This is a genomic window from Arenimonas sp. (assembly GCF_047602345.1).
In the GTDB taxonomy this organism is placed as follows: domain Bacteria; phylum Pseudomonadota; class Gammaproteobacteria; order Xanthomonadales; family Xanthomonadaceae; genus Arenimonas.
In genome coordinates, this window is sequence record NZ_JASGHN010000005.1 from 85699 (window position 1) to 111137 (window position 25439).

The following is a 25439-nucleotide window of genomic DNA, read 5'->3' on the forward strand; positions in this document are numbered from 1 at the left end:
CCGGGTTATTCGGCGAGGGTGGGGAAGCGTTCGTCGTACAGCGCGACCAGGGCCTTGCGCTGCTCGGGGTCGGACAGCAGGCCGATCAGCGAAGACGCTTCGTCGAGCGCATCGCGCGTGCCGGCAGCTTCGAGCCCGGCCTTGATCGACTCGAAGGTGACCTCGCCGTTGTCGGCAGGTGGGATGCTGTCCTGGCCGAGCAGCGATTGCTTCAGATCGCCGATGCTGGCCGACGAGTTCACGGAGCCGCCGTCGATGACCTGCGGGCCGCCGTAGACGTCGCCCATTTCGTCGGCCGTGTGCAGGCCGAGGCAGACTTCCGGCGCGTACACGCGCGCCCAGAAGGCCGCGGCGCGGTACAGGAACATCTGCTCGGGCATCGACTTCCACTTGCTGCCTGACTTCGACGACCAGCCCTCGGCTTCGACCATCTTCCAGTTGATCCACGCGCCGCAGCACACCGTCTGCGATTCGCGATCCTTGGCGTAGGCGCGCACGCGGTAGCCCTTGTCGAAAGGGTCGGTGCCTTCGATTTCGAAGCGCAGCGGTTCGAAGCGCTTCGTGTGGTTGACGCTGCCGATCAGGAAGGTGCTCGACCACGACGGCCGCCCCTGGATGATGTGCAGGTTCTGCATCACCGCGAACGCGCTGGCGCCGATGCGGTCGGCGATGTCGAGCGCGAGCATGGTGTTCGGAATGTTGTCGCGGTACGCCTGCGGCACGAGCTGGCTGGAGGACAGCGCCTTGGCCTGGCGAAACACGAGATTGAAGCGGGCATCGGCCTGCGAGGCCGGGGCGAGCGCGCCGGCTTTCTGCGGAGTGGACGGAACGGGAAGGGTATCGGCGGGGACAGCGGACATGGCGTTACTCCTGGGTGGACTTGAACGCCCAAGCAGGCATGCTCAGGCGCAGGATGTCGTCGGAATAGCCGGGGAATCGCCCGGCATCGAGGCAGCGTTTCAGGATCTCGGCGCCGCGCGCGCGCAGGCTGTAACCGCGCTGTTCCGATTCGGCGTCAAGGAAATAGGGCTGGCAGACGTAGGGCGCTTCGTTCTCGATCGCCAGCAGGATGTAGTTGTCGAGCGGCAAGCCGTTCGCGCGGAAGCCGTCGCAGTAGTGCGCGTGCTGCAGGTCGTAGGTGTAGTTCGCGACCGCGCGGCCGAAACCGGCCGGGCTTGCGTCCACGCAGGACTTCACGTCGAGCGCGAAACGCTTCGGGCCGTCGACGAAGTAGTCGGCGCGCGCCTTGCACGGCAGGCCGGTCGCTTCGTCGATCCAACGCAGCGAGACTTCGGCCTGGCCGCCCTGCGTCAGCAGCTTCGCCCACGGGTGGGCCTGCACGCTCGCCACCATCGCGCGAATGCGCTCGGCGTCGTCGGGCTTGAGCACCAGCAGGCCGGCGCGTTCGAAGGCGTCCCACCACTGGATCGCGGCGACCGTGTCGTCGCTGGGCTTCTTGGCGTTGCGCTGCGCGCTGCTGGGCTTGCGCGGGGCATCTTCGGGCAGCACGCGGTACGTGCGCGCGAAGCGCTCCGGCTCCAGCAGCGCCATGTGGAAGGCGCGGCCGAACAGCATCGCGTCCGTGCTCTCGTCGTCCGGCTGTGTGGCCCAGTGCTGGTAATGCTGGGGCGAGCGCAGCAGCTCCTTGATGCCGCTGCACGACAGTTCACCCAGCCGACGGACGTGGTAGACGTCCGCCGGTTCGCCGTAGGTCAGGCCGAGCGCGGGCTCGGGATATTTCAAGACGGCGTTCATTCGCCCGCCGCGTCCTTCACCTTCACGCCCTCGCCGACGAGCTTGACGAGTTCGTCCTGGCCCGCGACTTCGGCGGTGAAACGCGGCTTCGTGACGGCGGCGACCGCCTGGGCCGGGCTGATCGCGCGGATCAGGTGCCTGTTCGTGCCGCCTTCGAAGGTTTCGGTGACGACGTAGATGCGGGTACTCATGCGGGGATGCTCCGGTTGTCGGGGTTGGAATCGGTTCGGGGCGGCAACATGCCGCGGTCGTAGGCGGCCAGCGCTTCGGCCGCGCGTTGGTGGGCGGCCGTCGCGCTGCCGGTGCTGTCGCGCACGTAGCGCAACGCCTCGGCCATCATGTCGACGACCGGGATGACGTCGCAATCGAGTTCGTCGGCGGTGTGCGGGCAGGCTTTGTCGCTGCGCAAGCGCGAGGCGGCGAGCTTGAGGGTGTCGCGCGTCGAGCAGATCACGGCTTGGTCCTCGCATCGTCCCGCCCGCGCCAGTACGACAGCCACGCGATCACCGCCAGCAGCAGCCACGCGATCACCGCCTGAGCGATCTCGGCGTCGGACATGCGCGATACCTGCGTCACGATCAGGAACAGCAGCAGGCCCAGCAGGCAGCGATCCATCGTGCGAACGTGGGCTTGCTTCGCGTCGGGCGCGGGGGCGAGGTCGTCGGGGTTCATGCGACCGCCCCTTCCCGTGCGATATGCCGGGCCTGGTTGCGCAGAAGTACCGCGCGCGCGGACGTGCGCAGGGCAAGCGTCAGGCGCTGCCAGCGCACGTTACGCGCGCTCTCGGTACGATCGACCGGCACCGCGATGGCGCTGCGAATGCGGCGAGCATAGGCTTCGTCGGCAGCGGCAGCTTTCGGCATTTCCTTTCGAAGCAGCCAAGCCTCGGTGTCGAGCTGATGCGCCCGGCGGCGGGCGTCGGTGTATTCGGAGCGCGTCATCGTGCGATCGCGCACGGCCAGCGCCTCGATGCTGTCGCAGGGGTTGATGGAAACGATCACGGCAGCAGCACCGGGCTCACGATGCGCTGACGCAGCGAGCCGTACCACTGCGCGCCCCAGGATGCGGAGAACGCATTGCGGCGCGCTTCGGCCAGCACGTCCATCGGGTCCAGCGGTCGCGTCCGAACCCAGCCATTCAGGCAACCATCGCCGTCGCACGGCCAAGCCTTCGCCGTCTGCGGATCGTTCGATTCGTTCGTCCAGACCTCGCCGCTACCGCCGCAAACGCGACAGATGCGGTGATCGCGTCGGGTTACGCTCATTGCGCACCCGCCTTCGCCTGCGCAGCGAGCAGATCGGGATGCGTGAGCACGAACGCGATGAAATGGATGTAGGCCGCACCGACTGCGTCCACGACATCGCCAGGCGCGTGGTCCTTACTCAGGCGTTCCTGGAACGTGGCGGTCGAGATTCCGTTCTGGCATCCGACCCACCAGCGCAGCCCATGCTTCGGCGAGAAGACGGCCGTAACGAGGCGCTTGTGCGCACCGAACGGACCGGCAGACATCCACCAGTCGCCCGCCTCGATGCTGGCGCCGTCGCCGATGCTGGCGCCGTCGCCGATGCTGGCGCCGTCGCCGATGCTGGCGCCGTAGCCGATGCTGGCGCCGTCGCCGATGCTGGCGCCGTCGCCGATGCTGGCGCCGTCGCCGATGCTGGCGCCGTAGCCGATGCTGGCGCCGTCGCCGATGCTGGCGCGACCGCCGATGCTGGCGCCCGGCCACACAACCGCGTCGCCGGGAATGACCAGGGTCTGATCGACCCGCGCCTCGACAGCAACGATGCCGCCCTGCGAGCCGTCCGGATTCCGCCAGCGCCTTGCCGGCGCCTTGTGCCAGCCTCCGAACAAGTGATCGAAGGTCTCGGTCATATCGTTCTCCCTGCCCCGGGGTGGGGCGATGGGAGAAGACTACGCGCAACGCGTAGCGTCTGTCAATGCGTAATGCGTAGTGAATCGAAACTATTACGCAACCCGCGCCGCTGCTGGGTTTGCGGTCAAATCAGTCCCGGGAAAGATGCCAGCTCAGGCCAAGCTGGTCGGTGCAGCTCACTGATTCGTCGGATTCCGCATCGGTCTCGGGCGGGTAACAGCCAACGAAGGTATGCGCCTGGCCATCGTCGAAAGCGAAGCTGGCGATGCTCTGGTCGTCGTTGTACTTCGCGCGCATCAGGTAGGACTGCGAGGTGCGCGGGCTGACCACCCATGTCCAGACGATGCCAGCATCACGCTCGGCATTGTTACGGCGGGCCCATTCGCCCAAGCCAAGCAATGCGAGAAAGGATCCGCCGATCGCCGCGATGATGCCCCAGCGGCGCATTTTCGCCTTAGAGATAGTGGTGCAATGGGGCCAGTATGCCCCAGTAAATCGGCCAAATGAACCCGAGGAAAATGTTCACGGGGACGGCAATAAGCCAGTTCCACCAGGTGTAGTTGTAGCCGTCGAAGAAGGTCAGGTAGATCACAGTCGCGGCGTCACCAATCCAGTAGACCGCCCAAGCGAAGTTCTTCATTTTGCGTCCCCCTTCATGCTGCGAATCAGTGCCAGGACCGCTTCGCGTTGCGCGGGGCTCACGTCCCGCAGCTCACGCACGACAGCAGATTCGACCTTGCCCTCGGCGATCTCGATCTCGTCGCCCGCCAGGGAGTTCAGGTCGGTCTGCAGGATGATGCACAGGGCTTTCAGATGTTCCATTTTCCGCACGCCTCGACTGCCATTAAACCAGCCGGCGACGGTGGAATAGGCCACGTCATGGCCCATTTTGTTGAGGGCAACAAGGACGTCCTCGACCCTCATCTTTAACTCGTCTCGCCGGTTGGTGAGATTGTCGGAAAGCTGGCTCACAGCCTGAGACCTTTCGGCATCGGAACGGCTTCTATTCTGCCAACGCCCCTTGCGTAGCTGCTCTGCATTGTGCATAGTGCTTGATAACGCGTTACGCATAGCACGAGCAGGCACCATGACCCCGCGGGAATACTGGAACACCTACGTGGAACGCAACGGCGGCCCGGCAAAGGTTTCGGAGCTGACCGGCGTTCCCTTGTCCACCATCGCAGGTGTCTGCAACGGAAGCCGCGGCATTGGCCGCAGGCTCGCCCAGCGCCTCGCAGCTGCCGACCCGATGCTCGATTACAAGACCCTGGTCTGGGTCACGGCGAAAGAGGCCGCCTGACATGGCCGCCGAGCCGGATTTCGACAAGGAGATCGACGCGCACACCGCAGGGCTGGGTGTGCCGACGGCGCTGATTGCTCCGGACTTGTCCGTCATCCGGAGGCGCCGCGAGATTGATGCCGCTATTGCCGCCCTGCCTGTTTCAGGATTGTGGATCGCTGACTTCCGAGGACGGCTGCGGCCCGTAACGATTCGGCCATCTGCCGGAAATGCTGAAGCCCGCGCTCGCCGATTGGCGACGCATTCAGTGCGGCTTCGTGGCTGGCAAGCAGCACTGAAAGCCGCTCGCTGGTCTCGGGCACCGCAACTGTGGTCAGCAATGCGTGCACTGCGCAGGTCAACGCGGAGGCTTGCTGCGAAAGCATCGCGAATTTTTCGTCGGGGGTCGGCGCCCTGATGGCCGCGTCGTCTTCCATGTCCGTCTCCGGTGTGGGTGGTGGGGTCGCATCCCCATCCTACCGGCAGGCGGGCGCCTTCAATCGCTGCGTCGAGCCGAACTGCCGCCGCCAGCGTGACGGTGCGCGACTGCGTTGCCACGACCACCACGAAGCCCAGGTACAAGCAGCCCGCGAACGGGTGCGGCGGTGCAAGCGGGCGGGGCAGGTCGGGCATGCCTTTTTTTCGCCGGTGGCCTTGATAACCACTGATAACGATCCGTATCGGAGATTCCCATGCACCAACTCGCCCTGAGCTTAGAGCCCGGGATGGCGCAGCGTTACCGCGATCTTCGCGAATGCTTTGCAGCCTGCGTGTACCGCCAAGGCCTGGGCCGCGTTGCAGCGGCCGTCGACGTCGCGCCGTCGAACCTGAGCGCCATGCTCAGCGGCGAGCGCAACCTCGACAGCACGATCGTCGAGCGCTACATGCGCGAATTCCGTGACACGACACCGGCACTCTACTGGGCCGCGCGTTGGCTGCAGGACGCCGAAACCGTCCAGAAGCAGGCGATGGCCGCGTTGCCGGAACTCGTCGACCGACTGAACCGTTTGATGGCCGAAGCCGGGGCGAAGTAATGTCCGCCGCCCCGGTTCGCCTCGGCACGACCTTCGTGTGCCCGATCCCGCCGTCGAAGGCGGATATCGCAGCCCTGCAGCTCGATCAACTCGTGATCGTGCGCGACTTCCTGCGCAAGGAAGTCCGCGCAAAGCAATCGTCGCTCGCGCTGATCGAACGCGCCCTCAAGCGCCGCAAGAAGGAGACGCACTGATGCACTACCAGCCCTGGTCCGGCGCCGATCTCGCTGCGTTGCGCTCGATGGCGAAAACGCACACCTCGCTCGAGGTTGCGCTCGAACTTAATCGCAGCGAACCCGCCGTTCGGCAGCAGGCGTACCGCCTGAAGATCCGGTTCCGCAAGGCCGGCGCGCGTGCTTACGGCACGGCGAGGGGGCAGGGGTGATGCAACTCGTCCCGACTGGCAAGAATGGCAAGCAAGCGCGCGTCCACGACTGCGGTGCGGCCGGAATGCTGACAGCCAAACAGGCTGCTGCGATCGCGGGCGTAAACGTCGTGTCGATTTACAACAGACTGGGCGCAGGCATTGTCGGCGATGGACTCGTTGCCCCCCCGCAGCGCGGAATTCGTTCAACGGGCACCTTTCGCGATCAACTGTACGCCGATGGGCAAAGTGCGATTTTCGTCGCGTGCTCAATCGCACAGAAGTACCAACACCGAATTCCGACCGTAGACGAGTTGCGCAGCGAGTTCGGCATGTGTCGCGCAACAGCCTACCGATGGACCGCTGCCATTCGCGCAGCCCGGGGCGCTGAATGAGCGCCCGCCCGCACCTGACCCTCGTGCACTCGCTGCCGGCGCACCCCGCCGAAACCGAAGAGGACCGCGCGCGCGAGGAACGCATCGCGCAGATCGGGCGCGAACTCAACAAAGCCGAGCGCGCTGGCCCGATGGGCGTCAATCGCTGCATGCAGCTCTGGGAACAGCTCAAGGCCGAACACGCCGCCCGTTCCCCCGAGCAGGTCAAGCGGATGGAGAAGGCGAGGGGGCTGATCCCGTGAACGCCTTGGCCGTCGACGACTACGACCTCGAGCGCTACGGGCGACCGGACACGGTCGAGGAACGCGCGAAGGTGCTCGCCGCGGCGCAGGAAATGACGCTCGCCGACGAGATCGCCGAGCTGATGCGCAAGCGCACGCCGAGCGACCTGGAAGCGGCAAAGAAGCCGCACCCGCACCTGTTCCGCCTCGGTGACTCTGCCGCCTTCCCGCGTGCCGAGGTGTCGATCCTGGCCGGCCCGGGGCGCGAGGGCAAAACCAGCGCCATCATCGCGATCGCAGTGAACGGTGCGCTGGGCCTGGACCTTGGGAATCAGCCCTGCGAGCACGGCGCTTTCAGCACGATCATCGTGTCGGCCGAGGACAGCGTCGAGCAGTACGACGCCAAGCTCGAGGCCCAGCTTCGCAAGCTCAGCCCGAAAGACCAGCGCACCGTCCTCGACAACGTCCGCATCATCGACCTGGAGAGCATCAAGCGCCGCGTCGGGCCGCTCGTGCTCGTCCAGCATGGCGAGGTCATGCGCAACGTCGCGCTCGTCGACAGCCTGATCGACGCCGCCCAGCGCCCCCTCGACGGCAACAGCATCGACGGCGAATGGGACGCACCACTGGGCTGGATGGTGCTCGAAACCGTCAGCACACTGTCCGACGCCGCCGAGGACAACGTCGGCCTGCGCGTATTCGCCGACGCCGCCAAGCAGATCGCGCGCAGCCTCGGTATCGCCGTGTCGCTGGCCCATCACACCAGCCAGGCCTCCGCGCTCAACCTGTCGACGCTCAACGTCAGCCAGGCCGACATCCGCGGCGGAACAGCGCTGATCGGCAACACGCGTCAGACCTGGCTACTGGTCAACCTCGGCAGCGAGGACGACCCCTTCGGCGAGAAGGACGCGCGCACCCACCTGCGCCAGATGATCGCCCCCGGCATTCGCTCGCGCATCAGCGCCCTGATCTGCCTCGACAGCTCGAAGTCCCTCGACCCGCCGCCCGTGTTCTTCGCCTGGGACCACACCCGCCAGGAAGCCATCACCCCGCCGGCCGAGTACCGCGGCATGCACTGGCGAAAGCTGCACCGGCAGATCGGTTCCTACCGTGCCGAGGCCGCCGACGAGGTCCGGACCGTGAAACAACAAGACGACGTCCGCAAGGTCGTCGCGGTCGTGGAACGTCTCGAATCGGAGGGGCGTCAGCCGACCGTTCGCGCCGTCTCCGATGCCTGCGGACGGAGTCCCGCATGGGCTCGTCGACCACTTGTCGATGCCGTCTATCAGGGCGATCTACAGGTCGTCGACGAGGCTGTCCCGCACACCCGGGGCCTGACGCCGGTTTACCGCCTAAAGGTGTCGGAATGACTCGTCGATTCACTAATTCGACAAGTGCGACAAGTGCGACGGAAAGCCGCGCCGTTGCTGCGTTTGCACCTGTCGATTTAACAATCGACGAGTCTCTTGTTTATGGTCGCGCAACCCGAGGGAGACACGAGCGGGGAATATTCGGCTCTCTGAGGGCCGATATTTCCCCGTCTCGGGTCTCTGTCCGACTACTTGTCGATTCCTATAGGGTAGTAGGGAAATCGACAAGTAGTCAGACCGCCCTGAAATCCGTCGGCGGTGACGCTTGAACTCCCCACCTCCCACCGCGCGCGCGCATTTGCGGGCAATGGCTCAGGCCATCGCTGATGGCGGCATGTGGGTCTGCGTCGAGAACTGGGCCCAGGCCTACCAACGCGAGAAGGCCCGCGCCCGTCGATGCGGCGACGCGCATCGCAAATTGTTCCACGTGAAAGCTCGCTACCGCTGGAGGTGGCTGTGATGTTCCACGGACAGAAAGACCGACTGCTGCAAGCCCTGAAGCGCCTCGACCGCAAGCGCGAGGTGCCGGTGCAAGACATCCGCGCGATGTTCCGCGACGTGCTGGCTGGCGACCAGGTCGTGACGGCGCTTCAGACCCACGGGTACGCCGTGCGCAACGGCGACGTGCTGACGATCACCGAGGCAGGCAAGCGGAGGGCGGCGGCATGAAAACCGGACTCGCCCGCCTGATCCTGCAGCACCTGGCCGAGCACGGGCCGACGACGACGGTCGGACTCGTGGCCGCGCTGAGATTCAGCCCGCGCCAGGTCGCGACCAGCGTCGGCACGCTGCAAACCGACTCGAAGATCCAGGTCAAGGGCCTGCGCAAGGAATTCTGCGAGGGCAAGCGCAGCGGGATGCGCGATTGCCACCTGTACGCGATCACGCTGCTCGGGCGCGAGGCGCTGCAGCGCGGCCAGCCGAAGCCCACGGCCGCGTGCCAGGTCGTCATCCGGCCGGCGAAACCGCCCGCGCTGCCAGCAGGCCATGCCGAAACCGTCGACGAATACCTCGCCCGCGGCGGCACGGTGCAGCAGCTCCCGACGAGCTGGCAGGCGCCGACGAAGTACCCGCGCATGTGGGGGGTGTCGTGAGCGCGCTGCTCGCCATCGACCCCGGAACCTACGAGTCCGGCTGGGTCATCCTCACGAACGGGCGCGTGACCGCGAGCGGCGTGTGCAGCAACCAGCACCTGCTCGACACGATCGCCGGCGAGATCAAGCCCATGATCATCCACCACGTTGTCGAGGACTGCGCGATCGAGATGATCGCGAGCTACGGCATGGCGGTCGGGCACGAGGTCTTCGAGACCTGCGTCTGGATCGGCCGATTCAGCGAGGCCTGGCGCCGGCGATACGGCTCGCTGCCGACGAAGGTGTTCCGCAAGGACGTCAAGCTGCACCTGTGCGGCTCGCCTCGGGCGAAGGATCCGAACGTGCGGCAGGCGCTGCTCGACCGGCTCGGCCCGCAAGGCACGAAGGCGGCACCAGGCCCAACGTATGGCGTCAAGTCGCATGCTTGGGCCGCGCTCGCGGTGGCCGTCACGCACCAGGATCGGGCGCGTTGAGCCTCGGCTACTGCCCCCGCAACGGCAAGGCGATCCACGCCACGCAGCACGACGCGGCGAAGGCGGTGCGCAAGCACGGCGCGGGCTCGGCCTACCACTGCGAGTACTGCCACGGCTGGCACCACAGCAGCGGCACGAAGAAGGGCATGCGCAACCGCAAGCGCCGCAAGCTCGCGGATAACGCCTGGCGCTGGGAGGACTGATGCGCCGCGAGCAGCAGCAGCGCCTGCAGACCGAGAGCCGCGTCGACTGGTTCGCGATCCTCGACGCGCTCAATCGCCGCGGCCTGAACACGACGATGATCGCCGTCGAGGTGGAGATTCCGCGCGCGACGATCCTCGGCTGGAAGCAGGGACGGGAGCCGTGCCACGCCGACGGCGAGCGCCTGGTCGGGCTGTGGCTGCGCATGACGGGCGAGGCACGTGACGCGCTGCCGATGACGAACCGGCCGCCCTGGCTCGATTGAAAGTCGAGAACTCGACAGCACGCGCCACCAACACTCGGCGCGCATCCCCTGCGCATCCGTGCGCCTCACCCCGGAGCCCGCTATGCCCCGCGCCAAGTCCAACCGCGCCCCGAAAGTCCCCGGCGCTACGACCGACACCACGACCCCCGAACCGAGCGCCGCCGCCGCGCCCGTCGAGCAGACGCCCGAGCAGAAAGCCGCGGCCATCGCCACCGTCGCCGAGACGAAGGTGAGCGAAGCCGACGCCGAGCAGGTCCGCAAGCAACTGGACCGCCAGCCCGGCGAGTTGCCGGACGCGAGCGAGATCGACCCGAAGACCCTCAAGCGCTCGGTGCGGACCAAGCAGGGCTGGATCACGCCCGCCCCGCCGCCGAAAGCCTGAGCGCCGCCGCTATGTGCTCCGGCCTGCTCAGCCCGAACCCGATCAAGCACACCAAGGCCGTCACGAAGCTGGGCCTCGACCACGCGAAGAAGGGCACGAAGTTCGGCCTCGATCGCCTCAAGGCCGACGCGAAGATGGCGAAGAAGAGCACGGCCTTCGCGGTGGAAGACGCGAAGAAAGGCGGCCCCGGCCCCCTCGGTATCAACGACTGACACGACTGCCATGTGCAAAGCCTCCACGCCCAAGCCGCCGCCCGTTGTCGAACGCGATCCTGTGAAGGAAGCGGCGGACGCGGCCAACGAATCGCAGGGCAAAGCCAACGCGGAGATCGCGATGCGGCGCAAGAAGCTACGCATGTCCTCGCTGTTCACGGTCGGCGCGCGCGGTCTGGCCGGCTCGCCGACGAACACCGCTTTCGCGCAGGCCGTCTCGCGCTCGAACCCGACCGGGGGCGTGCAGTGACCGAAGCTGCCGCCGCCTGCAAGCGCCTGGAATCCCTGAAGGCGGCGCGTCAGCCGCACGAGGAAACCTGGCGGCAGTGTTTCCTGTACGTCGACCCGATCCGTTCCGACGGCTTCAACTCGACGGGCAAGACCAGCGACGAGGTCCGCAGCGACCGCGCGAACGTCACCGACAGCACGGCCGACGACTCGGCGCGCATGCTGGCCGCGGCGATCATGTCCGGCCTCACGCCGGCGAACTCGCGCTGGTTCGGGCTGGACGTGGGCGACGAAACCGACGAAGAGCGCCGCTGGCTCGACCGTGGCGCCGAAATCGTGTGGAAGAACATCCACAACGCCAACTACGACGCGGAAGCCTACGAGGCTTCGCTCGACTTGGTCGGCGGCGGCTGGTTTGTGCTGTTCATCGACGACGACCGCGAGCACGGCGGCTACGTGTTCACGCAGTTCCCGATCGGCACCTGCTACCTCGCCAGCTCCCGCCCTGACGGCCGCGCGGACACTTTGTACCGCACGTACCAGCTCACGGCCGACGCCTGCGCCTCGACCTTCGGCCTGGACAACCTCAGCGAGCAGACCCGCAAGCTCGCGCAGGAAAAGCCCGACACGATGGTCGATCTGCTGCATGTGGTCGAGCCGCGCAAGCTGCACGTGCCGGGCGCGCGCCTGGCCAAGAACATGCCGTTTGCCTCGTACACGTTCGAGGTCAACGCGAAGAAGCTGCTGCGGGAATCGGGCTACCACGAGTGCCCGTTCATCGCCCCGCGCTGGAAGCGCATCAGCCCGTCGAGCGCCTACGGCATCGGCCCGATCGCGAACGCGCTGGCCGACATCAAGACCCTGAACCTGCTGGTGCGCAACGAACTGATCGCGACCGATCTCGCCGTCGCCGGCATGTGGATCGCCGAAGACGATGGCGTGCTCAACGCGCGCACCATCAAGGTCGGGCCGCGCAAGGTCATCGTCGCCAACAGCGTCGAATCCATGAAGCCGTTGCTCACCGGCTCGGACTTCCAAGTCTCGTTCACCGTGAAGGCGGACCTGCAGCGCGCGATTCGAAAAGTGATGATGTCCGACCAGCTCGAGCCCAAGGACGGGCCGGCGATGACGGCGACCGAGGTGCACGTGCGCGTGAACCTGATTCGCCAACTGCTCGGCCCGGTGTACGGCCGGCTGCAGCCCGAATGGCTGCGCCCGCTCGTCGAGCGCTGCTTCGGTCTCGCGTTCCGTGCCGGCATCCTCGGCCCCATGCCCGAATCGCTGCGCGATCGGGAGTACATGGTCAGTTACGACTCGCCGATGGCGCGCGCCCAGAAGCTCGAGGACGTATCCGCGATGGATCGCTTCGAAGCCTCGCTCGGTATCCAGATGCAGCAGATCGGCCAGGTCGACCCCGAGGCCGCGATCGAGCTGATGGACAACTACAACGCCGACGCCGCGCAGCGCAAGAAAGCCGAGCTGCTGGGCGTGCCGGCCGAACTCATCGTCGACGCGAAGGACGTGGCCAAGCGCCGCGCCGCACGCGCCGAGCAGAAACAACAGCAGCAACAGCAGGCGATGCTCGCGCAGGGCATGTCGAAGGCCGCCGAAGCCGCCGGCACCCGCATCGCGCAGCGCGCCCTTTAACCCGGAGAATCCCATGGCACAGACTTCTATTCTCGCGGCAGGCCAGTCGGCACTCGCCTCCAGCGACATCACCGTCGCTGCCGGCAGCAACGCGACCGTATCGCTGAAGGTGGCGGACGGCGTCGCGATCCCCGGCAATTTCTCGCTGCCGATCGTGATCGACCAGGATGGCGCCGAACGCGTCGTGTCGTCCCTGTCGCACGCGTATCCGTTGCGCGTGATCGTCGGCCCCGGCGTGTTCCGTGTGAACCGCCCCGACATCAGCGACTACGGCGTCGACGTCGAAGTCCTGCTCGACCAGTAATGGCCGAACGCCAGCAATTGCCACCCGAGGCCTATGCCCGGGTGTTCGAAAACATCCCCGAAGGTCAGCAGATCCTCGAAGAACTCGTCGCGCGATTCGGTCGCAACCCGTACAAGCCGGGCGGCCTGGACGCGCAACGCGCCACCGACTTCAACGCCGGCGGCCTCGAAGTCGTGCAGTTCATCCTTCGGCGCATCAACCGAGCCCACGGAGTAGACGATGGAAACGACACAGAACCCGCCGGTTGAGCCGGTAGCTACCCCCGCCGCACCTGCGAACGCGTTCGCCGCGGTGGCTGCGGCTGACCCCGCCAACCCGGTCGTCGAAGCGCCGAAGCCGGCCGTCGATCGCATCCCCGAGAAGTACCAGGTCAAGAAGGACGACGGTTCACTCGATGCCGATGCGAGCTGGGCGAAGATGCTCGACGGACACAGCGCGCTCGAAAAGCGGCTCGGCACCGGCGATGCACCGCCCGCGACGCCCGACGAATACGCGCCTGTCGTCGAAGGTCTTGACTTCGAAGCGCTCAAGCAGGACCCGGAATACACGGGCTTCCTCAAGGCTGCGCATGCCAAGGGCATCAACAACGACACGTTGGGCTGGATACTTGGCGAATACGCCAAGCGCGCCGAGGGTGCCGCCGCGCCGGGCATGACGATCGAAGAAGCGCAGACGGCCATGCAGCAGCACTGGCCTAACCCTGGCGACTGGGACAAGAACATGCAGGCCGGCTTGCGCGCGATCCGAGCGTTCGTGCCGGATGCGACGCCCGAAGAGATCGCGACGCTGCCGAACAATCCACTGCTGTTCCGCGTGCTCGCTGCCGTCGGCGCCGAAGTGACCGAGGACAAGCTTGTCTCGTTCAACCCGAGCGACGTGCAGAGCTGGGAAGCCGAATTGGCGGCCGTCTACGCCAGCGAGGCATTCAACCAGGCCGGCCACCCCGACCACGCGAAGGCCGTCGAGAAATCGACCCGGCTCTTCGCGCAGCGCTACAACGGCAAATCGTCGACCTGACAACAAGCAGCAGGTGTAGCCCTCTGAGCCGGCCCCGTCGCCGGCTCTCTTTTTTCCGAAAGTCGAGAACTCGACACGGCACGAGCGACAGATTGGCGCGCATGGCCCGGGGTGGCACCCGGATACCCAGCGACACAGCCCGCGAGCAACGCCGCGCGAGCATCGGGCCCGGTAACGGACACCCCGAGAACGGCAGCAGACCCCATCGCAACCTTTCTCGGAGTCAGTCATGTCCAACCAAATTACCGAAGCCTTCGTCCAGCAGTTCGGCTCGACCTACCTGCATGTGGCGCAGCAGATGCAGTCCCGCCTGATGGGCGCCGTCCGCCAGGAAAACGGCATCGTCGGCACGTCCAAGTCGGTCAACCGCCTGGGCAAGCGCACGATGCAGCGCCGCACCAGCCGTCACGCCGACACCCCGATCAACGAGCAGCCGCACTCCACCCGTTACGTCGACCTGTTCGACTACGACGACGGCGACATGCTCGACAACCTCGACAAGCTGAAGCTGCTGACCGACCCGACCAGCGACTACATGAAGGCGATGGTCGGCGGCGGCAATCGCCAGAAGGACCTGGAAATCATCACCGCCGCACTCGGCAGTTCGCGCTCGACCACCGGCAGCATCGTGCTCCCGTCCTCGCAGAAGATCCTGCACGGCTCGGCTGGCCTGACGAAGGCCAAGATCATCCAGGCCAAGAAGATGTTCCGCGCGGCTGAAGCCGACGAGCAGAACGCCGAAGAGCTTTACTTCGTGTACGGCAGCGAGGCGATGGAAGACGTGTTGACCGACACGACCCTGACCTCGTCCGATCACCTCGCGGTGCAGATGCTGCAGGAAGGCAACATCAACTCGAAGAAGTGGATGGGCTTCAACTGGATTCCCTCGGAGCTGTGCCCGAAGTCCAGCACCACCCGCTCGCTGGTGGCCTTCGCGAAGTCGGGTCTGTGCCTCGGCGTCGGCCAGGACATCAAGACCGAAGTCGGCAAGGACCCGGGCAAGGGCTTCAACGTCCGCGTCTACGTCTGCCTCTCGATCGGCGCCGTGCGCGTCGAGGAAGAGAAGGTCGTCGAAGTCCAGTGCACCGAATAACGGAACCCAGCGCGCCCGCTTCGGCGGGCCGCTGATCCGCAAACCCCTTTCAGATTCAGGAGTAAATGCATCATGGGCGTCGTCAATCTCAAGTCCACTTCCGTCACCAACGCCGACGCGACTCCGCCGGTGCAGAACAAGCAGGGTTTCGACGGCGGTCGCATCCGCCGCAAGCTCGGCAAGGCCAGCATCACCAGCGGCGACTCGTCCACTTCCACTTACCGCCTGTTCCGCATCAGCTCGGGCGACACAATCGACAAGCTGTTCATTTCGTGCCCGGACATCGGCACGACCACGGTGTGCAGCATCGGTCTGTACGACGAGCCGCGCATCAACGGCGGCGCGGTCGTCGACGTCGACTTCTTCGGCGCATCGATCTCGCTGAAGGACGGCGCGCTCGCCAACAGCGACGTGACGCACGGCAACGTCATCACGCTCGCCAACACCGAGAAGAAGGTCTGGGAACAGCTCGGCCTGAACGAAGACCCGCGCAAGCTGTACGACGTGGCGATCACGCTGACTGCGGATGCCGATGGCACCGGTGTGCTGGCAGCTCGCCTGATGTACGTCGACGGCAACTGATCCAAGTTCCTGATCGATGCGTGACACCGGCCAGGATTCGGAATCGAGTTCTGGCCGGGCTTCAACCGGGGGAGGGCAGCGTGCCGGCATCGCGCCGACCGCTGCCACCCCGCTCGATGTACCGCTGGCGAGTCGGCGCAGCGGCGGCGGACTCGACAACCGACGCGGGCTGTTGCTCACCGCCGAACAGCTTCGCGGGCCCGCAGCTACCGATTACTTGCTGAGGCGGCCCCATGTCCACTCCGGTTCAACTGTGCTCGAACGCGCTGCTAAGCATCGGCTCTAAGCCGATCAACAGCTTCGAGGATCTGACCGATGCCGCGCAGGCGGCGCGAAGCCTTTACCCCACGGTGCGCGACGCGATCCTTCGCGCCCACCCGTGGAACTGCGCCATCAAGCGTGTCGTGCTCAGCCCCGATGCGATCGCGCCGGCCTTCGACTACGCCTACCAGTACACCGTGCCGGGCGACTGGCTGCGCACGATGTCGGTCGGCCGTGTTGGCGACGAACCCGAATACAAGGCGGAAGGGCGCAAGATTCTGACGGACGCCTCGGCGCTGTACCTGCGCTACATCTTCCGCAACACCGTCACCGGGTCCTGGGACGCGCTGCTGATCCAGTGCGTCGAGGTCGCGATGGCTGCGGCGTTGGCGCCTGCCATCCCCCGCGACTTGAACAAGGCCAAGGCCAAGCAGTTCGAGCTCGAGCAACTGCTCAAGCAGGCGCGCGCGGTCGACGGCATGGACGAAACCCCCGAGACCGTCGGCGACTCGCCGCTGCTCGCGATCCGGTATTCCTGATGCCGCGCATCAACTTCAGCCAATGCGATTTCACTGCCGGCGAAATGTCGCCGCGGATGTACATGCGCAGCAACGTCGCGCGGTACAACAGCGCGCTCAAGCGCGCCATCAACGTCATCATCCAGGCGCAGGGCGGCGCTGTGCGTCGCCCCGGCACCGACGGTATCGCGGACGCCAAGTTCGGCGACAAGCGTTGTCGCCTCATTCCCTACGTGTTCACCGTCAGCCAGGCCTACCAGCTTGAGTTCGGCGACTACTACATGCGCGTGCACACCGCGTCTGGCGAACAGATCGAAGCCAGCCCCGGCGTGCCCTACGAGATCGCCACGCCGTACACCTTCGAGCAGGCGCAGGCGCTGGACTTCTGCCAGGGCGGCGACACGATGTTCCTCTGGCATCCGAACGTGTACCCGCAGCGGGTGCAGCGATTCGGCCATGCCGATTGGCGCATCATGAACGCGCCGTTTGACCCCGAGCCCTTCGACGAATTGGGCTTGCGTCCGCCAGTGGACCTCACGCTCAGCTCCCCCTCGATCGGTGCGGGCGTCACCTTCACCGCATCGGGCGCGGCGTTCCTTGCCTCGGACGTGGGCCGCGACATCGAGATCGCGGGCGGCATCGCCACGATCACCGGCTACACGTCGACCACCGTTGTCACCTGCACGATCAAGACGGCGTTCGGGGCGACGAGTTACGTGGCCGGCGACTGGCTGATCACCGGAAGCCCGCAGGCCACCTGCACGCCCTCGGCGAAAGATCCCGTCGGCGCAACGATCACGCTCACGCTGGGCGCTGCGGGCTGGCGCTCGGACGATGTCGGCAAGTTCGTCAACCTCAATGCCGGCCTGTGCCGCATCACCGGTTACACCAGCGCAACGGTGGTCGATGCCGAGATTCGTCGCGAGCTGTCGGCCACGGTCGCCGCGCCGCCGAACGCCTGGTTCCTCGCGCGCAGCATGTGGGGGCTGGAATTCGGTTACCCGCGCACCGGTGCATTGCATTCGCAATGCCTGTGGCCAGGCGGGTCGCCGGCCTTTCCGCAAGGCTGGTGGAAGTCGTCCATCGGCCTGTACTACGACTTCGAGATCGGCGTGCTCGCCGACGCGGCGACGATGGGCATCGTCAATTCGGACCAGGCCAACCCCATCCGGCACATGGCCAGCAGTCGCGCGCTGGCGGTCCTGACCGAAGGCAACGAATTCACGCTGCGCGGTACGGACGGCGGACCGATCTCGCCCGGCGCGATCGACGTGCAGAACCAGACCTCGTTCGGCTGCAACGATGTCGCTCCGGTGCGCATCGGTTCCGAGCTGCTGTTCGTCAGCCTGTCCGGCCTCAAGGTCCGCGCGATGGCGGCGGATCGCTTCGATGCCAGCAACTTCGCCGCGCCCAGCATCACGGACCTCGCTGAGCACATCACGCAATCCGGCATCGTCGACATGGACCGGCAGATCGAGCCGGAGCCGTTGCTGTGGTGCGTGCGTGCTGACGGCAAGATCGCACTGTGCACGCTTGATCGCGACAACGAGGTCGTCGCCTGGGTGCTGTTGACCACCGACGGCGCCTTCGAATCCATCAGCGTCGTTCCCTACCAGGGCGTGCACTGGGTATGGGCCGTGGTGCGTCGTGAGGCGGGCGGCGTGACTCGCCGCTCGATCGAGCGATTCAACTACGACCGCTACATGGACTGCAGCGTGCTCGGCGTCGCTTCGCCGGCCGGTGGCGACGATCCCGATCCGACGCCGGTCCCGACGGCAAGCTGGGAAGGCCTGGAGCAGTACGAAGGCAAGACGGTCGACATCCTCGCCGACGGCATGGTGCATCGTCCGCTACAGGTGGTGGATGGCGCGATCGAACTCGACCGCCCGGCGACCACCATCGAGATCGGCCTGCACTTCGAGCCGCTCGTCGAAACCCTGCGCCCGGACCTGCAGAACAGCCCCTTCGGCACGACCATCTTCGGCCTGCCGCAGTCCGACATCTACGTCGATTTGATGTTCAAGGACACGGTCGGCTGCACGGTCAACGGGCGCGCGATGCAGTTCCGCAGCTTCAACAACGAGCCGTTCAACGAGCCGATCCAGCCTTACAGCGGACTCATGCGCATCGAACAGCTCGCCGATTCCGCCATGCGGGGTGAGGCCGAGCTCGTCATCACGCAGCCCGATCCGCTGCCGTTCCACCTGCTGGGCCTCGTGCGCCGGCTGGAGGTCAACGATGGCTAAGCCCAGCTATTCGTTCGAAGCCGCTACGCCGGAAACCGCGCGCTACATCGCCGAGCACCTTCGCGACGCTGATCGCCGCGAACTCACCGTCACCGACCCGGATCGCGACCTCGTCGCCGTGCTGCTCGAAAGCGTACGCATTTCGCGCTGGGCCACGGTGGCGCGTGTCGACGGTCTGCCTGCCATCGTGTACGGCGTCGCGCCTACCGCTGAAGCCGGTGTCGGTGCCGCGTGGATGCTGGCGACCGATGCGATCAAGCGCGTGCGCCGCCCGTTCATCGAAGTGTGCCGCGGCGAAGTCGACCTGATGCAGGCCGCCTTCCCGATCCTGTGCAACTACGTCCACTGCGACAACCACGTCGCGATCGCCTGGCTCGAATGGCTGGGCTTCAAAGTCAGCAAGGCGCCCGCCGGTCCTGGCGGCGTCATGCGCTACTTCAGCAAGGGAGCATTCCGCCGTGTGTGAACCGACCACTATCGTCATGGTAGGCATGGCGGTCGTCGGCGCATTGACCGCCTACGGCCAAGTGCAACAGGGCAAGGCCGAGGCGAAATACGCCGAATACGAAGCCAAGCAGGGGGAGGCCGATGCGCGCGCGGAAGCGGGCTACGCGAAGGTGGAAGCCGAGCGCATCCGAAAGATGGGCAAGGCGGCTGTCGCCGAAGCTACCGCCGCCACGGCGCACAGCGGTCTCGACGTTTCCAGCGCCGGCGCCCTGGCCATCAATCGCGACATCACGCGTGCAGCCAACGAGGACGCCTATTTCGCGCTGATCGGCGGCAAGGATCGCGCGGCGCGCATGGCGGCACAGGCGGCACTCACGCGCGACAAGGGCAAGGTCGCGAAGTCGGCCTCGTATCTCAACGCCGGCATCACGCTCGGCAAGACCGCGCTGTCGATGTACGGCAACGGCGGCGGCAGCGGATGGAAGTCCTGACATGGCACGTATCCCCAGCGGCGTCGGCAGCTCCAACCCGCAGTTCGGCAATCGCGGCCCCGATCGCCCGACCGAATTCCGGCCCGACACGCGCGGTCTGACCGCAGGACTCGACGCGGCCGTCAACGCGGGGCAGGAAGGTCTGTCGATCCTGTCGGGCAAGCTCAATCAGATGCGCGCTGCCGAGGCGCAGCAGAACGAAGACCTGGCCCGCGCGAAGGCCTCGAACGCGCAGCTCGATCACCAGCTCGAAGTTCGCACCCGCGTTCGCGACATCGGTGCACGGGTGGACGCGGGCGATCTCGACTGGCGCGAAGCCGAAGCCGAGGCGCTGAAAGCGCTCGACGATATCCCGGCGCCCGATCCGGTCGAACTCGGCCCGGCCGGCATGGAGATTGCGCGCGGCGGTTACAAGCGCAACAAGGCCGCAGGCTTGGCCGACGTCGCGCAGATGGTGGCCGGCGCCAAGCGCAGCGAGGCCAAGGGCACGATCAGCAGCACGCGCGACAGCCTCGGCAAGCTCGCGCTCGAACCCGATGCCGACCTCGAGAAGATCGTCGCGCAAGACGCGGCGCTGCGCGATACCGCCCTGCGCTTCGGCATCGATCCCGACGTGTTCGACAAGGGACATCAGGACTTCGCCGATCGCGTGTATTCCGACCACGCCACCGCGCGCCTGGTGGCCAGCAAGGAAGACCAGATGCTGCTAGACGCGCTGGAGGCCGACCTCGGCAAGGGTGGGCGCTACTACGGCAAGATGGACTCGGCGAAGATCACGACGCTGCAGGGGCAAATCCTGACCGCGCGCAGCCGCCTCGAAGCCCGGGCCGAATCGGCGCTGACCAAGCGCGAAGCCAAGGCCGAGCGCGCGATCAAGCAGTACGACGAACAAATCTCGACGGCCATCCCGCCGACGATCGAAGACCTGCAATCGTGGGCCGATGCCGTCGAAGGCACGTCGATGGAGGCCGAGTTCCGCGAGCGCCTGGCCGACGAGGTCGAGGTACAGCAGATGCTTCGCCGCCCGCCGGCCGAGCAGCGCGCGTACCTGCAGCAGGAAGAAGTCCGCCAACGTGCGCAAGGCGCCAGCGTGCGCGAGCAGCGCAACTTCGCGCGCATGAAGTCCGCGATGGAGGCGCAGCTCAAGCTGCTGAAGGACTCGCCGCTCGAGTTCAATGCCAACCTCACCGGCGAACCGGTGCAGCCGCTGGCCCTGCAAAGCCTGTTCGATGGCGATACGTCCATCCTGCAATCGCAGATCGCCGCGCGCATGAACACGCTCGGCGCGCTTCGCAAGAAGTACGGCGGCGAGGCGGGCACGTCCCCGCTGCTGCCGGGCGAGGCGAGCGCGATCTCCGGCGCCCTGGCGCAGGCCAAGCCCGCCCAGGTCGTGAAGCTGTTCTCGTCGCTGCGCACCGTGTTCGGCGATGACGACGGATACCGTGCTGTCATGCAGCAGATCGCGCCGGACTCCCCAGTGCGCGCCCGTGCCGGCGAGCTGTACCTGCTCCAACGCAAGAACGGCGTCACCAGCGGATTGCTTCGCGGTGCCGACGGACAGGAATACGGCGACATTGCCACGCATCTGCTCAAAGGCGAAGCGCTGCTGAACCCGGCCAAGGGCGACCGGGAAGAGGACGGGCGGGGCGCCGCGTTCAAGATGCCGCCCGCGCAGCAGTTCGAGGCAGAGTTCGCGAACCTCGTGGGCCAGTCCTTCGCCGGCCGCCCTGAGGAATACCGCGCCGCGCTGCAGTCGGTGCGCGCCTACTACGCAAGCGTCTCTGCTGATGCCGGCGCGTTTGCTGCCGACCAGGATGACGACCTCGTTGCGACGGCCGTTCATGCAATCGTCGGCCAACCAGTGGAATACAACGACGGTGACGTGCTACCCCCTTGGGGTATGTCCGCGACGGTTTTCGAGAATATTGCTGACACGTTTGTCGCTGAGCGCCTTAAAGCAGCCGGTCTCGAAGACCCCGGCGACGTGTCGCTGAGAAATGCTCGCGGGCGGGATGGAGTGTACATATTGCAGCGCGGCAACGAATTCGTGCCGGACAAGAATGGCCTTCCGCTGACCATCCGCATCGGGGGCCGCTAATGGCTGGCTTGTTCGATCCGAATGCCGACGACGACCTGCAGGCCGCGCTCGACACTGTCGCCTATCTGCAGCTCAACCCGTTCGACTTCTCGAAGCCGCGCGGGCTGAATCTCGGCGAATCCAGCAAGGGCCTGTTGCGACCGGCGGCGGGCGTTGTGCGCACGACCGCCACGATCGGCGGACTCGCGCCGCCGTTCCTGATCGACAAGGCGCTGGGCGGCGACCTGCAAGACCGCTACTTCAAGACGGCCGTCGATGACTTCGCGCAGGGCGTGGTCGATACCTACACGCCGGACGCGATGTCGATGTCCACCGCCTCGCAGACGCTGAACACCGTGCTCAACGTCGGCGGCTCGCTGCCGTTCCTGTTCGCCTCCCCCGAAGCCTTCCTCGCGAACGCCGCCGTGGATCCGGCAATGGACCTCACCGGGCAGGGCGTGGATACGAACACCGCAACAGGCGTCGGCCTGTTGAACCTGGGCGTGAATGCCGTGGGTCTGCGCCTGCCTGCCGCGTGGGGCTCGACGCTGGGACCACGCCTAGCCACGGGTGTCGGCTCAAATCTCGCGCTGGGGATGGGCGCTGATGCTGCCACTGCTGGTCTGTTGGACGCCAACGGCTATGACGAACATGCCGCGCTCTACGACTGGTCGAACCTGCAGACGCGCACGCTGGACACGCTGATGGGCCTGGCCTTTGGTGCGAAGGCGCACATCGATGCGCCGCGCGTGAAGCGATCCGAGGGCGACGCGGTGCTCGTGGCGAACAACGCCGACCACTTCAACCGCCGCACGCTGCCCGGCGAGCCGTTGACGAAGAACGCGGACCTGCAGCACCAGCGGGCGCTGACCCAGGCGATCGAGCAACTGGCGCGCGGCGAGCGCGTCAACGTAGCCGACAAGATCAACCCGGCCGACTTCATGTTGCGCCCGGACTTCAAGAACTTGGACAAGCCCGCGTCTGGGATGGTCCGCGTCTATCACGGCGGATCGGTTCCTGGCGACAAGCTGCAGGGGGATGTTTGGTTTTCCACCGACCGCACGTACGCAAGAGACTACGGGAACCGATCCGGGCAGAGCGGTGGGGATGTCTATTACCTGGATATTCCAGAGGCAATGCTTGAGCGCGACCTCGAGAACGGCTACCCGGGGCTGCATTCCATCGCCCTGCCGGATCACATGGCGAAAAACATGCGCCCGGACTTCGAACCGGCGACCCCGGGCCATCTGCGCGGCGGCGACGAACCGGCGAACGTGCAGCAGGACTTCCGCAGCATCGCCGCGGCGCACGACGCCACGATCACTAGCATGCAGCGCGGCGTCATCAAGCGCGGCGCCGGTGCACGCAGCCAGCACCCGCACGGCACGGCGGCGGACTTCCGCACCTTCGACAAGACGGACGCCGAGGTGCGCGCCCTGATGGCCGACCTGCGCAGCGCTGGCTTCGAAGTCATCGACGAGCGCAACACCGATCAGCCGCACATTCACGCCGAGCTGCCGCCGGGTGGGCGTCGCATGCCGGTCGACCCGGATACGGCGCTGCGCCAGCGCCTGCAGGACGATCCGGCCAAGATCGCCGCCGAATACGCTGCGCTGCCCGACAGCCAGGGCGGGCGCGTACTCAACACCGACACCGCGCGCGAACTCTCGCCGGAATACCTCGCCGATCGCACCCGCTCGGCCGACGTGCACGAAGCGGCCAGCGAGACCGTGAAACAGCTCTACGCCGCGAAGCTGGCCCAGCCCACGCCCGCCGGCTTGGATCCGGTCGTGCTCTTCACTGCAGGCGGCACGGGTGCCGGCAAGTCGACGGCCGTGCGGCAGATGGCCTCGCAGGTGGGTCAGCCGGAAATCGTCTACGACACGAACATGAACTCGCTGGACTCTGCCGTGCGCAAGGTCGAGCAGGCGCTGGAAGCCGGCCGTGACGTGAACATCCTCTACGTCTACCGCGACCCGGTCGAAGCCCTCACCGGCGGCGCCATCCCTCGGGCGCAGCGCCAGGCCGAGACCTTCGGCAGCGGCCGCACCGTGCCGCTGGACGAGCACGCGCGCACGCACAGCGGCGTCCGGCCGGTCATGGAAGCCCTGGCCGAACGCTATCGCGATGATCAACGCGTGACGATTCACGCCTTCGACAACAGCCGTGGCGCGGGCAAGGGTGCGCAGACGTCCCTTGAATCCCTGCCCCGGGTGGAGGAAAATACGCTCCGTGAACGCCTCCAAGACGCGCTCCACCAAGCCCGCGACGCCGGTCTCTCCGACGACCTCTTCCGCGGCTTCTCCGTCCCCGGCCGACAAGCGGCCGTACTGGGAACAGCGCGGCTACAAGAGCCGCGAGGAATACAACCTGGCGCTGGCGAACGGCCTGGCGGAAAACCTCAACAAGAACGCGGCCAAGTAGGCGACTCCGACGAGGCGATGCAGGCCGCGCAGGTGACGGCCGCTGAAGCCACGCTCGCAGAATTCCCTGGCCTTCAAGTCGTCGACGAAACCGGCAACCTTCGCCCGGCCGCTGAACTGCTGGCCGATGCTGACGCCGAACTGATCGCCGCCAACGACACCATCGTCGCGATGGATGTCGCGACCGACTGCTATCTCCGGAGCGTCGCATGAACCCGCAATGCGTGACTGCCGTGGGCCGCGTGCTCGGCCGTGCGCCGACCGAGGCCGAGATCCGCAACATCGAAGCGCGTCTCGCGAAGGCCATGCGCCTGGAGGCGTCGAAAGACCCGCAGGCCTGGCTGGCGCAGCCCGTCCCGAATCAACTGCGCCTGGGCGCGCAGCGTGCGGCGGCAGACCTGCTCGGCGAGGCCGCGCTCAAGAAGCAGCGCGCCGCCCTGCAAATCCTCGCCACCGCTCGTCTGCAGCAGGCTGTCGCTGCTTTCCCCGGTACGCCGATGGAAGCGCTCGCCCGCATGATCGCCTTCCACGCCGACGCGCGCGGCTCGGTGATGTCGGTGGAGTCTCGCGCCAAGGCCATCGAGCGCGACGCACTGCGGCAGATGGTCGACACCCTGGAAGCCACGAGCCCGACGTTCTTCGGGATGATCGAAGATCAAGCCGGCATCCGCGCCCTCGTGCGCGAACTGCACGGCGAGGCGAGTGGCAACAAGGACGCCGCAGCGGGCGCCAAGGAATTCGCCAAGATCGCCGAAACCCTACGCACGCGCTTCAACCGCGGGGGCGGCGACATCGGCCAACTCGACGACTGGGGCATGCCGCACCATCACTCGCAGCGCCTGGTCGCGAAAGCCGGCAAAGACGCCTGGGTGCGTTACCTGATGCCAAAGCTCAACCGCTCGCGGTACGTGGACGAACGCGGCCGCCCGATGTCCGATGCTGATGTCGAGGCCTTCCTCGGCGAGGCGTGGGCGACGATCGCCACCGGCGGCGTCAACAAGATCGAACCGGGTCAGGCGACCGGCACGGGGGCGCGCGCGAATCGCGGCAACGCCAGCCGGCAAGTGCACTTCAAGGACGCCGACGCCTACCTCGACTACCAGCAACAGTTCGGCGAGCGCACGCTATACGAGGTGCTGGTCGGTCACATCCACGGCGCGGCGAACGACATCGCGCTCGTCGAGACA

Annotated in this window: 41 protein-coding genes; 29 read left to right on the top strand and 12 right to left on the bottom strand. The window is 66.4% G+C overall.

The features are described 5' to 3' along the window. Nucleotides 1-5 precede the first annotated feature (5 nt). The 11 genes from QM707_RS04160 to QM707_RS04210 all read right to left on the bottom strand — a co-directional run bounded on the left by QM707_RS04160 (nucleotide 6) and on the right by QM707_RS04210 (nucleotide 4600). Nucleotides 6-860 carry a recombinase RecT gene (locus tag QM707_RS04160; RefSeq protein ID WP_415000603.1) on the bottom strand — a complete coding sequence of 285 codons (855 nt, stop codon included), beginning with the start codon at nucleotides 858-860 and terminating at the stop codon, nucleotides 6-8. A 4-nt stretch (nucleotides 861-864) separates the two neighbouring features. Next, on the bottom strand, nucleotides 865-1755 hold the full coding sequence (locus QM707_RS04165) for a PD-(D/E)XK nuclease-like domain-containing protein (protein WP_415000604.1): 891 nt from the start codon (nucleotides 1753-1755) through the stop codon (nucleotides 865-867). Then, complete coding sequence (locus QM707_RS04170; protein ID WP_415000605.1) at nucleotides 1752-1946, bottom strand: hypothetical protein; 195 nt, start codon at nucleotides 1944-1946, stop codon at nucleotides 1752-1754. Before QM707_RS04170 ends, QM707_RS04165 begins: the two co-directional genes overlap by 4 nt. After that, a complete protein-coding gene (locus QM707_RS04175) occupies nucleotides 1943-2209 on the bottom strand; it encodes a hypothetical protein (protein ID WP_415000606.1) in 267 nt (88 codons plus the stop codon). Before QM707_RS04175 ends, QM707_RS04170 begins: the two co-directional genes overlap by 4 nt. Beyond that, nucleotides 2206-2427 (bottom strand): hypothetical protein, encoded by a 222-nt coding sequence (locus QM707_RS04180; RefSeq protein WP_415000607.1) that lies wholly within the window; start codon nucleotides 2425-2427, stop codon nucleotides 2206-2208. Before QM707_RS04180 ends, QM707_RS04175 begins: the two co-directional genes overlap by 4 nt. Next, nucleotides 2424-2756 (bottom strand): hypothetical protein, encoded by a 333-nt coding sequence (locus QM707_RS04185; protein WP_415000608.1) that lies wholly within the window; start codon nucleotides 2754-2756, stop codon nucleotides 2424-2426. The genes QM707_RS04180 and QM707_RS04185 overlap by 4 nt, the downstream gene beginning before the upstream one ends. Next, entirely contained in the window at nucleotides 2753-3019 is a 267-nt protein-coding gene (locus tag QM707_RS04190; protein WP_415000609.1) for a hypothetical protein, read from the bottom strand. The genes QM707_RS04185 and QM707_RS04190 overlap by 4 nt, the downstream gene beginning before the upstream one ends. Then, on the bottom strand, nucleotides 3016-3627 hold the full coding sequence (locus tag QM707_RS04195) for a hypothetical protein (protein ID WP_415000610.1): 612 nt from the start codon (nucleotides 3625-3627) through the stop codon (nucleotides 3016-3018). Before QM707_RS04195 ends, QM707_RS04190 begins: the two co-directional genes overlap by 4 nt. Nucleotides 3628-3757: 130 nt before the next feature. Next, nucleotides 3758-4075, bottom strand: a complete 318-nt coding sequence (locus QM707_RS04200) for a hypothetical protein (protein WP_415000611.1) — start codon at nucleotides 4073-4075, stop codon at nucleotides 3758-3760. A gap of 7 nt (nucleotides 4076-4082) precedes the next feature. Then, nucleotides 4083-4268 (bottom strand): hypothetical protein, encoded by a 186-nt coding sequence (locus QM707_RS04205; RefSeq protein ID WP_415000612.1) that lies wholly within the window; start codon nucleotides 4266-4268, stop codon nucleotides 4083-4085. Continuing rightward, on the bottom strand, nucleotides 4265-4600 hold the full coding sequence (locus QM707_RS04210) for a hypothetical protein (RefSeq protein WP_415000613.1): 336 nt from the start codon (nucleotides 4598-4600) through the stop codon (nucleotides 4265-4267). Before QM707_RS04210 ends, QM707_RS04205 begins: the two co-directional genes overlap by 4 nt. A 115-nt stretch (nucleotides 4601-4715) precedes the next feature. On the opposite strand from QM707_RS04210, the gene QM707_RS04215 reads away from it, so the two are divergent. Next, nucleotides 4716-4928, top strand: coding sequence for a hypothetical protein (locus QM707_RS04215; protein WP_415000614.1), 213 nt, complete (start codon nucleotides 4716-4718; stop codon nucleotides 4926-4928). A gap of 122 nt (nucleotides 4929-5050) precedes the next feature. Here QM707_RS04215 and QM707_RS04220 read toward each other — a convergent pair whose 3' ends face one another. Then, a complete protein-coding gene (locus QM707_RS04220; RefSeq protein WP_415000615.1) occupies nucleotides 5051-5344 on the bottom strand; it encodes a hypothetical protein in 294 nt (97 codons plus the stop codon). 255 nt (nucleotides 5345-5599) lie between these two features. Between QM707_RS04220 and QM707_RS04225 the strand changes: the two genes are divergently transcribed. The 28 genes from QM707_RS04225 to QM707_RS04360 form a co-directional block, all read left to right on the top strand. After that, the gene (locus tag QM707_RS04225) at nucleotides 5600-5941 is read left to right on the top strand and encodes a hypothetical protein (protein ID WP_415000616.1); all 342 of its coding nucleotides are present in this window, start codon (nucleotides 5600-5602) and stop codon (nucleotides 5939-5941) included. Further along, nucleotides 5941-6135 (top strand): hypothetical protein, encoded by a 195-nt coding sequence (locus QM707_RS04230; RefSeq protein WP_415000617.1) that lies wholly within the window; start codon nucleotides 5941-5943, stop codon nucleotides 6133-6135. The genes QM707_RS04225 and QM707_RS04230 overlap by 1 nt, the downstream gene beginning before the upstream one ends. After that, nucleotides 6135-6326, top strand: a complete 192-nt coding sequence (locus QM707_RS04235) for a hypothetical protein (RefSeq protein ID WP_415000618.1) — start codon at nucleotides 6135-6137, stop codon at nucleotides 6324-6326. Before QM707_RS04230 ends, QM707_RS04235 begins: the two co-directional genes overlap by 1 nt. Continuing rightward, nucleotides 6326-6700 carry a hypothetical protein gene (locus QM707_RS04240; RefSeq protein ID WP_415000619.1) on the top strand — a complete coding sequence of 125 codons (375 nt, stop codon included), beginning with the start codon at nucleotides 6326-6328 and terminating at the stop codon, nucleotides 6698-6700. The genes QM707_RS04235 and QM707_RS04240 overlap by 1 nt, the downstream gene beginning before the upstream one ends. Beyond that, the gene (locus QM707_RS04245) at nucleotides 6697-6942 is read left to right on the top strand and encodes a hypothetical protein (protein WP_415000620.1); all 246 of its coding nucleotides are present in this window, start codon (nucleotides 6697-6699) and stop codon (nucleotides 6940-6942) included. Before QM707_RS04240 ends, QM707_RS04245 begins: the two co-directional genes overlap by 4 nt. Then, entirely contained in the window at nucleotides 6939-8291 is a 1353-nt protein-coding gene (locus QM707_RS04250; RefSeq protein ID WP_415000621.1) for an AAA family ATPase, read from the top strand. The genes QM707_RS04245 and QM707_RS04250 overlap by 4 nt, the downstream gene beginning before the upstream one ends. Before the next feature lie 307 nt (nucleotides 8292-8598). Continuing rightward, the gene (locus QM707_RS04255; RefSeq protein WP_415000622.1) at nucleotides 8599-8751 is read left to right on the top strand and encodes a hypothetical protein; all 153 of its coding nucleotides are present in this window, start codon (nucleotides 8599-8601) and stop codon (nucleotides 8749-8751) included. Then, on the top strand, nucleotides 8751-8960 hold the full coding sequence (locus tag QM707_RS04260) for a hypothetical protein (RefSeq protein WP_415000623.1): 210 nt from the start codon (nucleotides 8751-8753) through the stop codon (nucleotides 8958-8960). The genes QM707_RS04255 and QM707_RS04260 overlap by 1 nt, the downstream gene beginning before the upstream one ends. After that, a complete protein-coding gene (locus QM707_RS04265; RefSeq protein WP_415000624.1) occupies nucleotides 8957-9385 on the top strand; it encodes a hypothetical protein in 429 nt (142 codons plus the stop codon). The genes QM707_RS04260 and QM707_RS04265 overlap by 4 nt, the downstream gene beginning before the upstream one ends. Next, nucleotides 9382-9858 (top strand): hypothetical protein, encoded by a 477-nt coding sequence (locus QM707_RS04270; protein WP_415000625.1) that lies wholly within the window; start codon nucleotides 9382-9384, stop codon nucleotides 9856-9858. The genes QM707_RS04265 and QM707_RS04270 overlap by 4 nt, the downstream gene beginning before the upstream one ends. Further along, nucleotides 9855-10061: a hypothetical protein gene (locus QM707_RS04275; protein ID WP_415000626.1), complete on the top strand. Its 207-nt coding sequence runs from the start codon at nucleotides 9855-9857 to the stop codon at nucleotides 10059-10061. Before QM707_RS04270 ends, QM707_RS04275 begins: the two co-directional genes overlap by 4 nt. Next, nucleotides 10061-10324: a hypothetical protein gene (locus QM707_RS04280; protein WP_415000627.1), complete on the top strand. Its 264-nt coding sequence runs from the start codon at nucleotides 10061-10063 to the stop codon at nucleotides 10322-10324. Before QM707_RS04275 ends, QM707_RS04280 begins: the two co-directional genes overlap by 1 nt. Nucleotides 10325-10406: 82 nt before the next feature. Continuing rightward, entirely contained in the window at nucleotides 10407-10706 is a 300-nt protein-coding gene (locus QM707_RS04285; protein ID WP_415000628.1) for a hypothetical protein, read from the top strand. Between the two features lie 11 nt (nucleotides 10707-10717). Next, a complete protein-coding gene (locus QM707_RS04290) occupies nucleotides 10718-10918 on the top strand; it encodes a hypothetical protein (protein ID WP_415000629.1) in 201 nt (66 codons plus the stop codon). 10 nt (nucleotides 10919-10928) lie between these two features. Further along, nucleotides 10929-11168, top strand: a complete 240-nt coding sequence (locus QM707_RS04295; RefSeq protein ID WP_415000630.1) for a hypothetical protein — start codon at nucleotides 10929-10931, stop codon at nucleotides 11166-11168. Then, entirely contained in the window at nucleotides 11165-12793 is a 1629-nt protein-coding gene (locus QM707_RS04300) for a portal protein (protein ID WP_415000631.1), read from the top strand. Before QM707_RS04295 ends, QM707_RS04300 begins: the two co-directional genes overlap by 4 nt. A gap of 13 nt (nucleotides 12794-12806) precedes the next feature. Further along, on the top strand, nucleotides 12807-13097 hold the full coding sequence (locus QM707_RS04305; RefSeq protein WP_415000632.1) for a hypothetical protein: 291 nt from the start codon (nucleotides 12807-12809) through the stop codon (nucleotides 13095-13097). Continuing rightward, on the top strand, nucleotides 13097-13345 hold the full coding sequence (locus QM707_RS04310; protein WP_415000633.1) for a hypothetical protein: 249 nt from the start codon (nucleotides 13097-13099) through the stop codon (nucleotides 13343-13345). Before QM707_RS04305 ends, QM707_RS04310 begins: the two co-directional genes overlap by 1 nt. Beyond that, a complete protein-coding gene (locus tag QM707_RS04315) occupies nucleotides 13317-14114 on the top strand; it encodes a hypothetical protein (protein ID WP_415000634.1) in 798 nt (265 codons plus the stop codon). Before QM707_RS04310 ends, QM707_RS04315 begins: the two co-directional genes overlap by 29 nt. 229 nt (nucleotides 14115-14343) lie before the next feature. Beyond that, the gene (locus tag QM707_RS04320) at nucleotides 14344-15207 is read left to right on the top strand and encodes a phage capsid protein (protein WP_415000635.1); all 864 of its coding nucleotides are present in this window, start codon (nucleotides 14344-14346) and stop codon (nucleotides 15205-15207) included. A gap of 72 nt (nucleotides 15208-15279) precedes the next feature. Next, entirely contained in the window at nucleotides 15280-15789 is a 510-nt protein-coding gene (locus QM707_RS04325; protein ID WP_415000636.1) for a hypothetical protein, read from the top strand. A gap of 233 nt (nucleotides 15790-16022) precedes the next feature. Further along, nucleotides 16023-16589, top strand: coding sequence for a hypothetical protein (locus QM707_RS04330; RefSeq protein WP_415000637.1), 567 nt, complete (start codon nucleotides 16023-16025; stop codon nucleotides 16587-16589). Then, the gene (locus QM707_RS04335) at nucleotides 16589-18814 is read left to right on the top strand and encodes a hypothetical protein (RefSeq protein WP_415000638.1); all 2226 of its coding nucleotides are present in this window, start codon (nucleotides 16589-16591) and stop codon (nucleotides 18812-18814) included. Before QM707_RS04330 ends, QM707_RS04335 begins: the two co-directional genes overlap by 1 nt. Further along, on the top strand, nucleotides 18807-19280 hold the full coding sequence (locus QM707_RS04340; RefSeq protein ID WP_415000639.1) for a hypothetical protein: 474 nt from the start codon (nucleotides 18807-18809) through the stop codon (nucleotides 19278-19280). Before QM707_RS04335 ends, QM707_RS04340 begins: the two co-directional genes overlap by 8 nt. After that, complete coding sequence (locus QM707_RS04345) at nucleotides 19273-19752, top strand: hypothetical protein (protein WP_415000640.1); 480 nt, start codon at nucleotides 19273-19275, stop codon at nucleotides 19750-19752. The genes QM707_RS04340 and QM707_RS04345 overlap by 8 nt, the downstream gene beginning before the upstream one ends. Nucleotide 19753: 1 nt before the next feature. Further along, a complete protein-coding gene (locus QM707_RS04350; RefSeq protein WP_415000641.1) occupies nucleotides 19754-21850 on the top strand; it encodes a hypothetical protein in 2097 nt (698 codons plus the stop codon). Continuing rightward, the gene (locus tag QM707_RS04355) at nucleotides 21850-24465 is read left to right on the top strand and encodes a zeta toxin family protein (RefSeq protein ID WP_415000642.1); all 2616 of its coding nucleotides are present in this window, start codon (nucleotides 21850-21852) and stop codon (nucleotides 24463-24465) included. Before QM707_RS04350 ends, QM707_RS04355 begins: the two co-directional genes overlap by 1 nt. Next, on the top strand, nucleotides 24462-25439 hold a 978-nt coding region (locus QM707_RS04360), incomplete at its 3' end, for a hypothetical protein (protein ID WP_415000643.1). The genes QM707_RS04355 and QM707_RS04360, both read left to right, overlap by 4 nt.

Coding starts and splice junctions, on each gene's coding strand:
- QM707_RS04330 (WP_415000637.1), top strand. CDS start 16,023: ATGTCCACTCCGGTTCAACTGTGCTCGAACGCGCTGCTAAGCATCGGC.
- QM707_RS04285 (WP_415000628.1), top strand. CDS start 10,407: ATGCCCCGCGCCAAGTCCAACCGCGCCCCGAAAGTCCCCGGCGCTACG.
- QM707_RS04195 (WP_415000610.1), bottom strand. CDS start 3,627: ATGACCGAGACCTTCGATCACTTGTTCGGAGGCTGGCACAAGGCGCCG.
- QM707_RS04230 (WP_415000617.1), top strand. CDS start 5,941: ATGTCCGCCGCCCCGGTTCGCCTCGGCACGACCTTCGTGTGCCCGATC.
- QM707_RS04225 (WP_415000616.1), top strand. CDS start 5,600: ATGCACCAACTCGCCCTGAGCTTAGAGCCCGGGATGGCGCAGCGTTAC.
- QM707_RS04290 (WP_415000629.1), top strand. CDS start 10,718: ATGTGCTCCGGCCTGCTCAGCCCGAACCCGATCAAGCACACCAAGGCC.
- QM707_RS04315 (WP_415000634.1), top strand. CDS start 13,317: ATGGAAACGACACAGAACCCGCCGGTTGAGCCGGTAGCTACCCCCGCC.
- QM707_RS04200 (WP_415000611.1), bottom strand. CDS start 4,075: ATGCGCCGCTGGGGCATCATCGCGGCGATCGGCGGATCCTTTCTCGCA.
- QM707_RS04295 (WP_415000630.1), top strand. CDS start 10,929: ATGTGCAAAGCCTCCACGCCCAAGCCGCCGCCCGTTGTCGAACGCGAT.
- QM707_RS04305 (WP_415000632.1), top strand. CDS start 12,807: ATGGCACAGACTTCTATTCTCGCGGCAGGCCAGTCGGCACTCGCCTCC.
- QM707_RS04265 (WP_415000624.1), top strand. CDS start 8,957: ATGAAAACCGGACTCGCCCGCCTGATCCTGCAGCACCTGGCCGAGCAC.
- QM707_RS04245 (WP_415000620.1), top strand. CDS start 6,697: ATGAGCGCCCGCCCGCACCTGACCCTCGTGCACTCGCTGCCGGCGCAC.
- QM707_RS04260 (WP_415000623.1), top strand. CDS start 8,751: ATGTTCCACGGACAGAAAGACCGACTGCTGCAAGCCCTGAAGCGCCTC.
- QM707_RS04190 (WP_415000609.1), bottom strand. CDS start 3,019: ATGAGCGTAACCCGACGCGATCACCGCATCTGTCGCGTTTGCGGCGGT.
- QM707_RS04170 (WP_415000605.1), bottom strand. CDS start 1,946: ATGAGTACCCGCATCTACGTCGTCACCGAAACCTTCGAAGGCGGCACG.
- QM707_RS04310 (WP_415000633.1), top strand. CDS start 13,097: ATGGCCGAACGCCAGCAATTGCCACCCGAGGCCTATGCCCGGGTGTTC.
- QM707_RS04255 (WP_415000622.1), top strand. CDS start 8,599: ATGGCTCAGGCCATCGCTGATGGCGGCATGTGGGTCTGCGTCGAGAAC.
- QM707_RS04340 (WP_415000639.1), top strand. CDS start 18,807: ATGGCTAAGCCCAGCTATTCGTTCGAAGCCGCTACGCCGGAAACCGCG.
- QM707_RS04350 (WP_415000641.1), top strand. CDS start 19,754: ATGGCACGTATCCCCAGCGGCGTCGGCAGCTCCAACCCGCAGTTCGGC.
- QM707_RS04355 (WP_415000642.1), top strand. CDS start 21,850: ATGGCTGGCTTGTTCGATCCGAATGCCGACGACGACCTGCAGGCCGCG.
- QM707_RS04215 (WP_415000614.1), top strand. CDS start 4,716: ATGACCCCGCGGGAATACTGGAACACCTACGTGGAACGCAACGGCGGC.
- QM707_RS04325 (WP_415000636.1), top strand. CDS start 15,280: ATGGGCGTCGTCAATCTCAAGTCCACTTCCGTCACCAACGCCGACGCG.
- QM707_RS04240 (WP_415000619.1), top strand. CDS start 6,326: ATGCAACTCGTCCCGACTGGCAAGAATGGCAAGCAAGCGCGCGTCCAC.
- QM707_RS04165 (WP_415000604.1), bottom strand. CDS start 1,755: ATGAACGCCGTCTTGAAATATCCCGAGCCCGCGCTCGGCCTGACCTAC.
- QM707_RS04160 (WP_415000603.1), bottom strand. CDS start 860: ATGTCCGCTGTCCCCGCCGATACCCTTCCCGTTCCGTCCACTCCGCAG.
- QM707_RS04235 (WP_415000618.1), top strand. CDS start 6,135: ATGCACTACCAGCCCTGGTCCGGCGCCGATCTCGCTGCGTTGCGCTCG.
- QM707_RS04320 (WP_415000635.1), top strand. CDS start 14,344: ATGTCCAACCAAATTACCGAAGCCTTCGTCCAGCAGTTCGGCTCGACC.
- QM707_RS04280 (WP_415000627.1), top strand. CDS start 10,061: ATGCGCCGCGAGCAGCAGCAGCGCCTGCAGACCGAGAGCCGCGTCGAC.
- QM707_RS04335 (WP_415000638.1), top strand. CDS start 16,589: ATGCCGCGCATCAACTTCAGCCAATGCGATTTCACTGCCGGCGAAATG.
- QM707_RS04180 (WP_415000607.1), bottom strand. CDS start 2,427: ATGAACCCCGACGACCTCGCCCCCGCGCCCGACGCGAAGCAAGCCCAC.
- QM707_RS04220 (WP_415000615.1), bottom strand. CDS start 5,344: ATGGAAGACGACGCGGCCATCAGGGCGCCGACCCCCGACGAAAAATTC.
- QM707_RS04205 (WP_415000612.1), bottom strand. CDS start 4,268: ATGAAGAACTTCGCTTGGGCGGTCTACTGGATTGGTGACGCCGCGACT.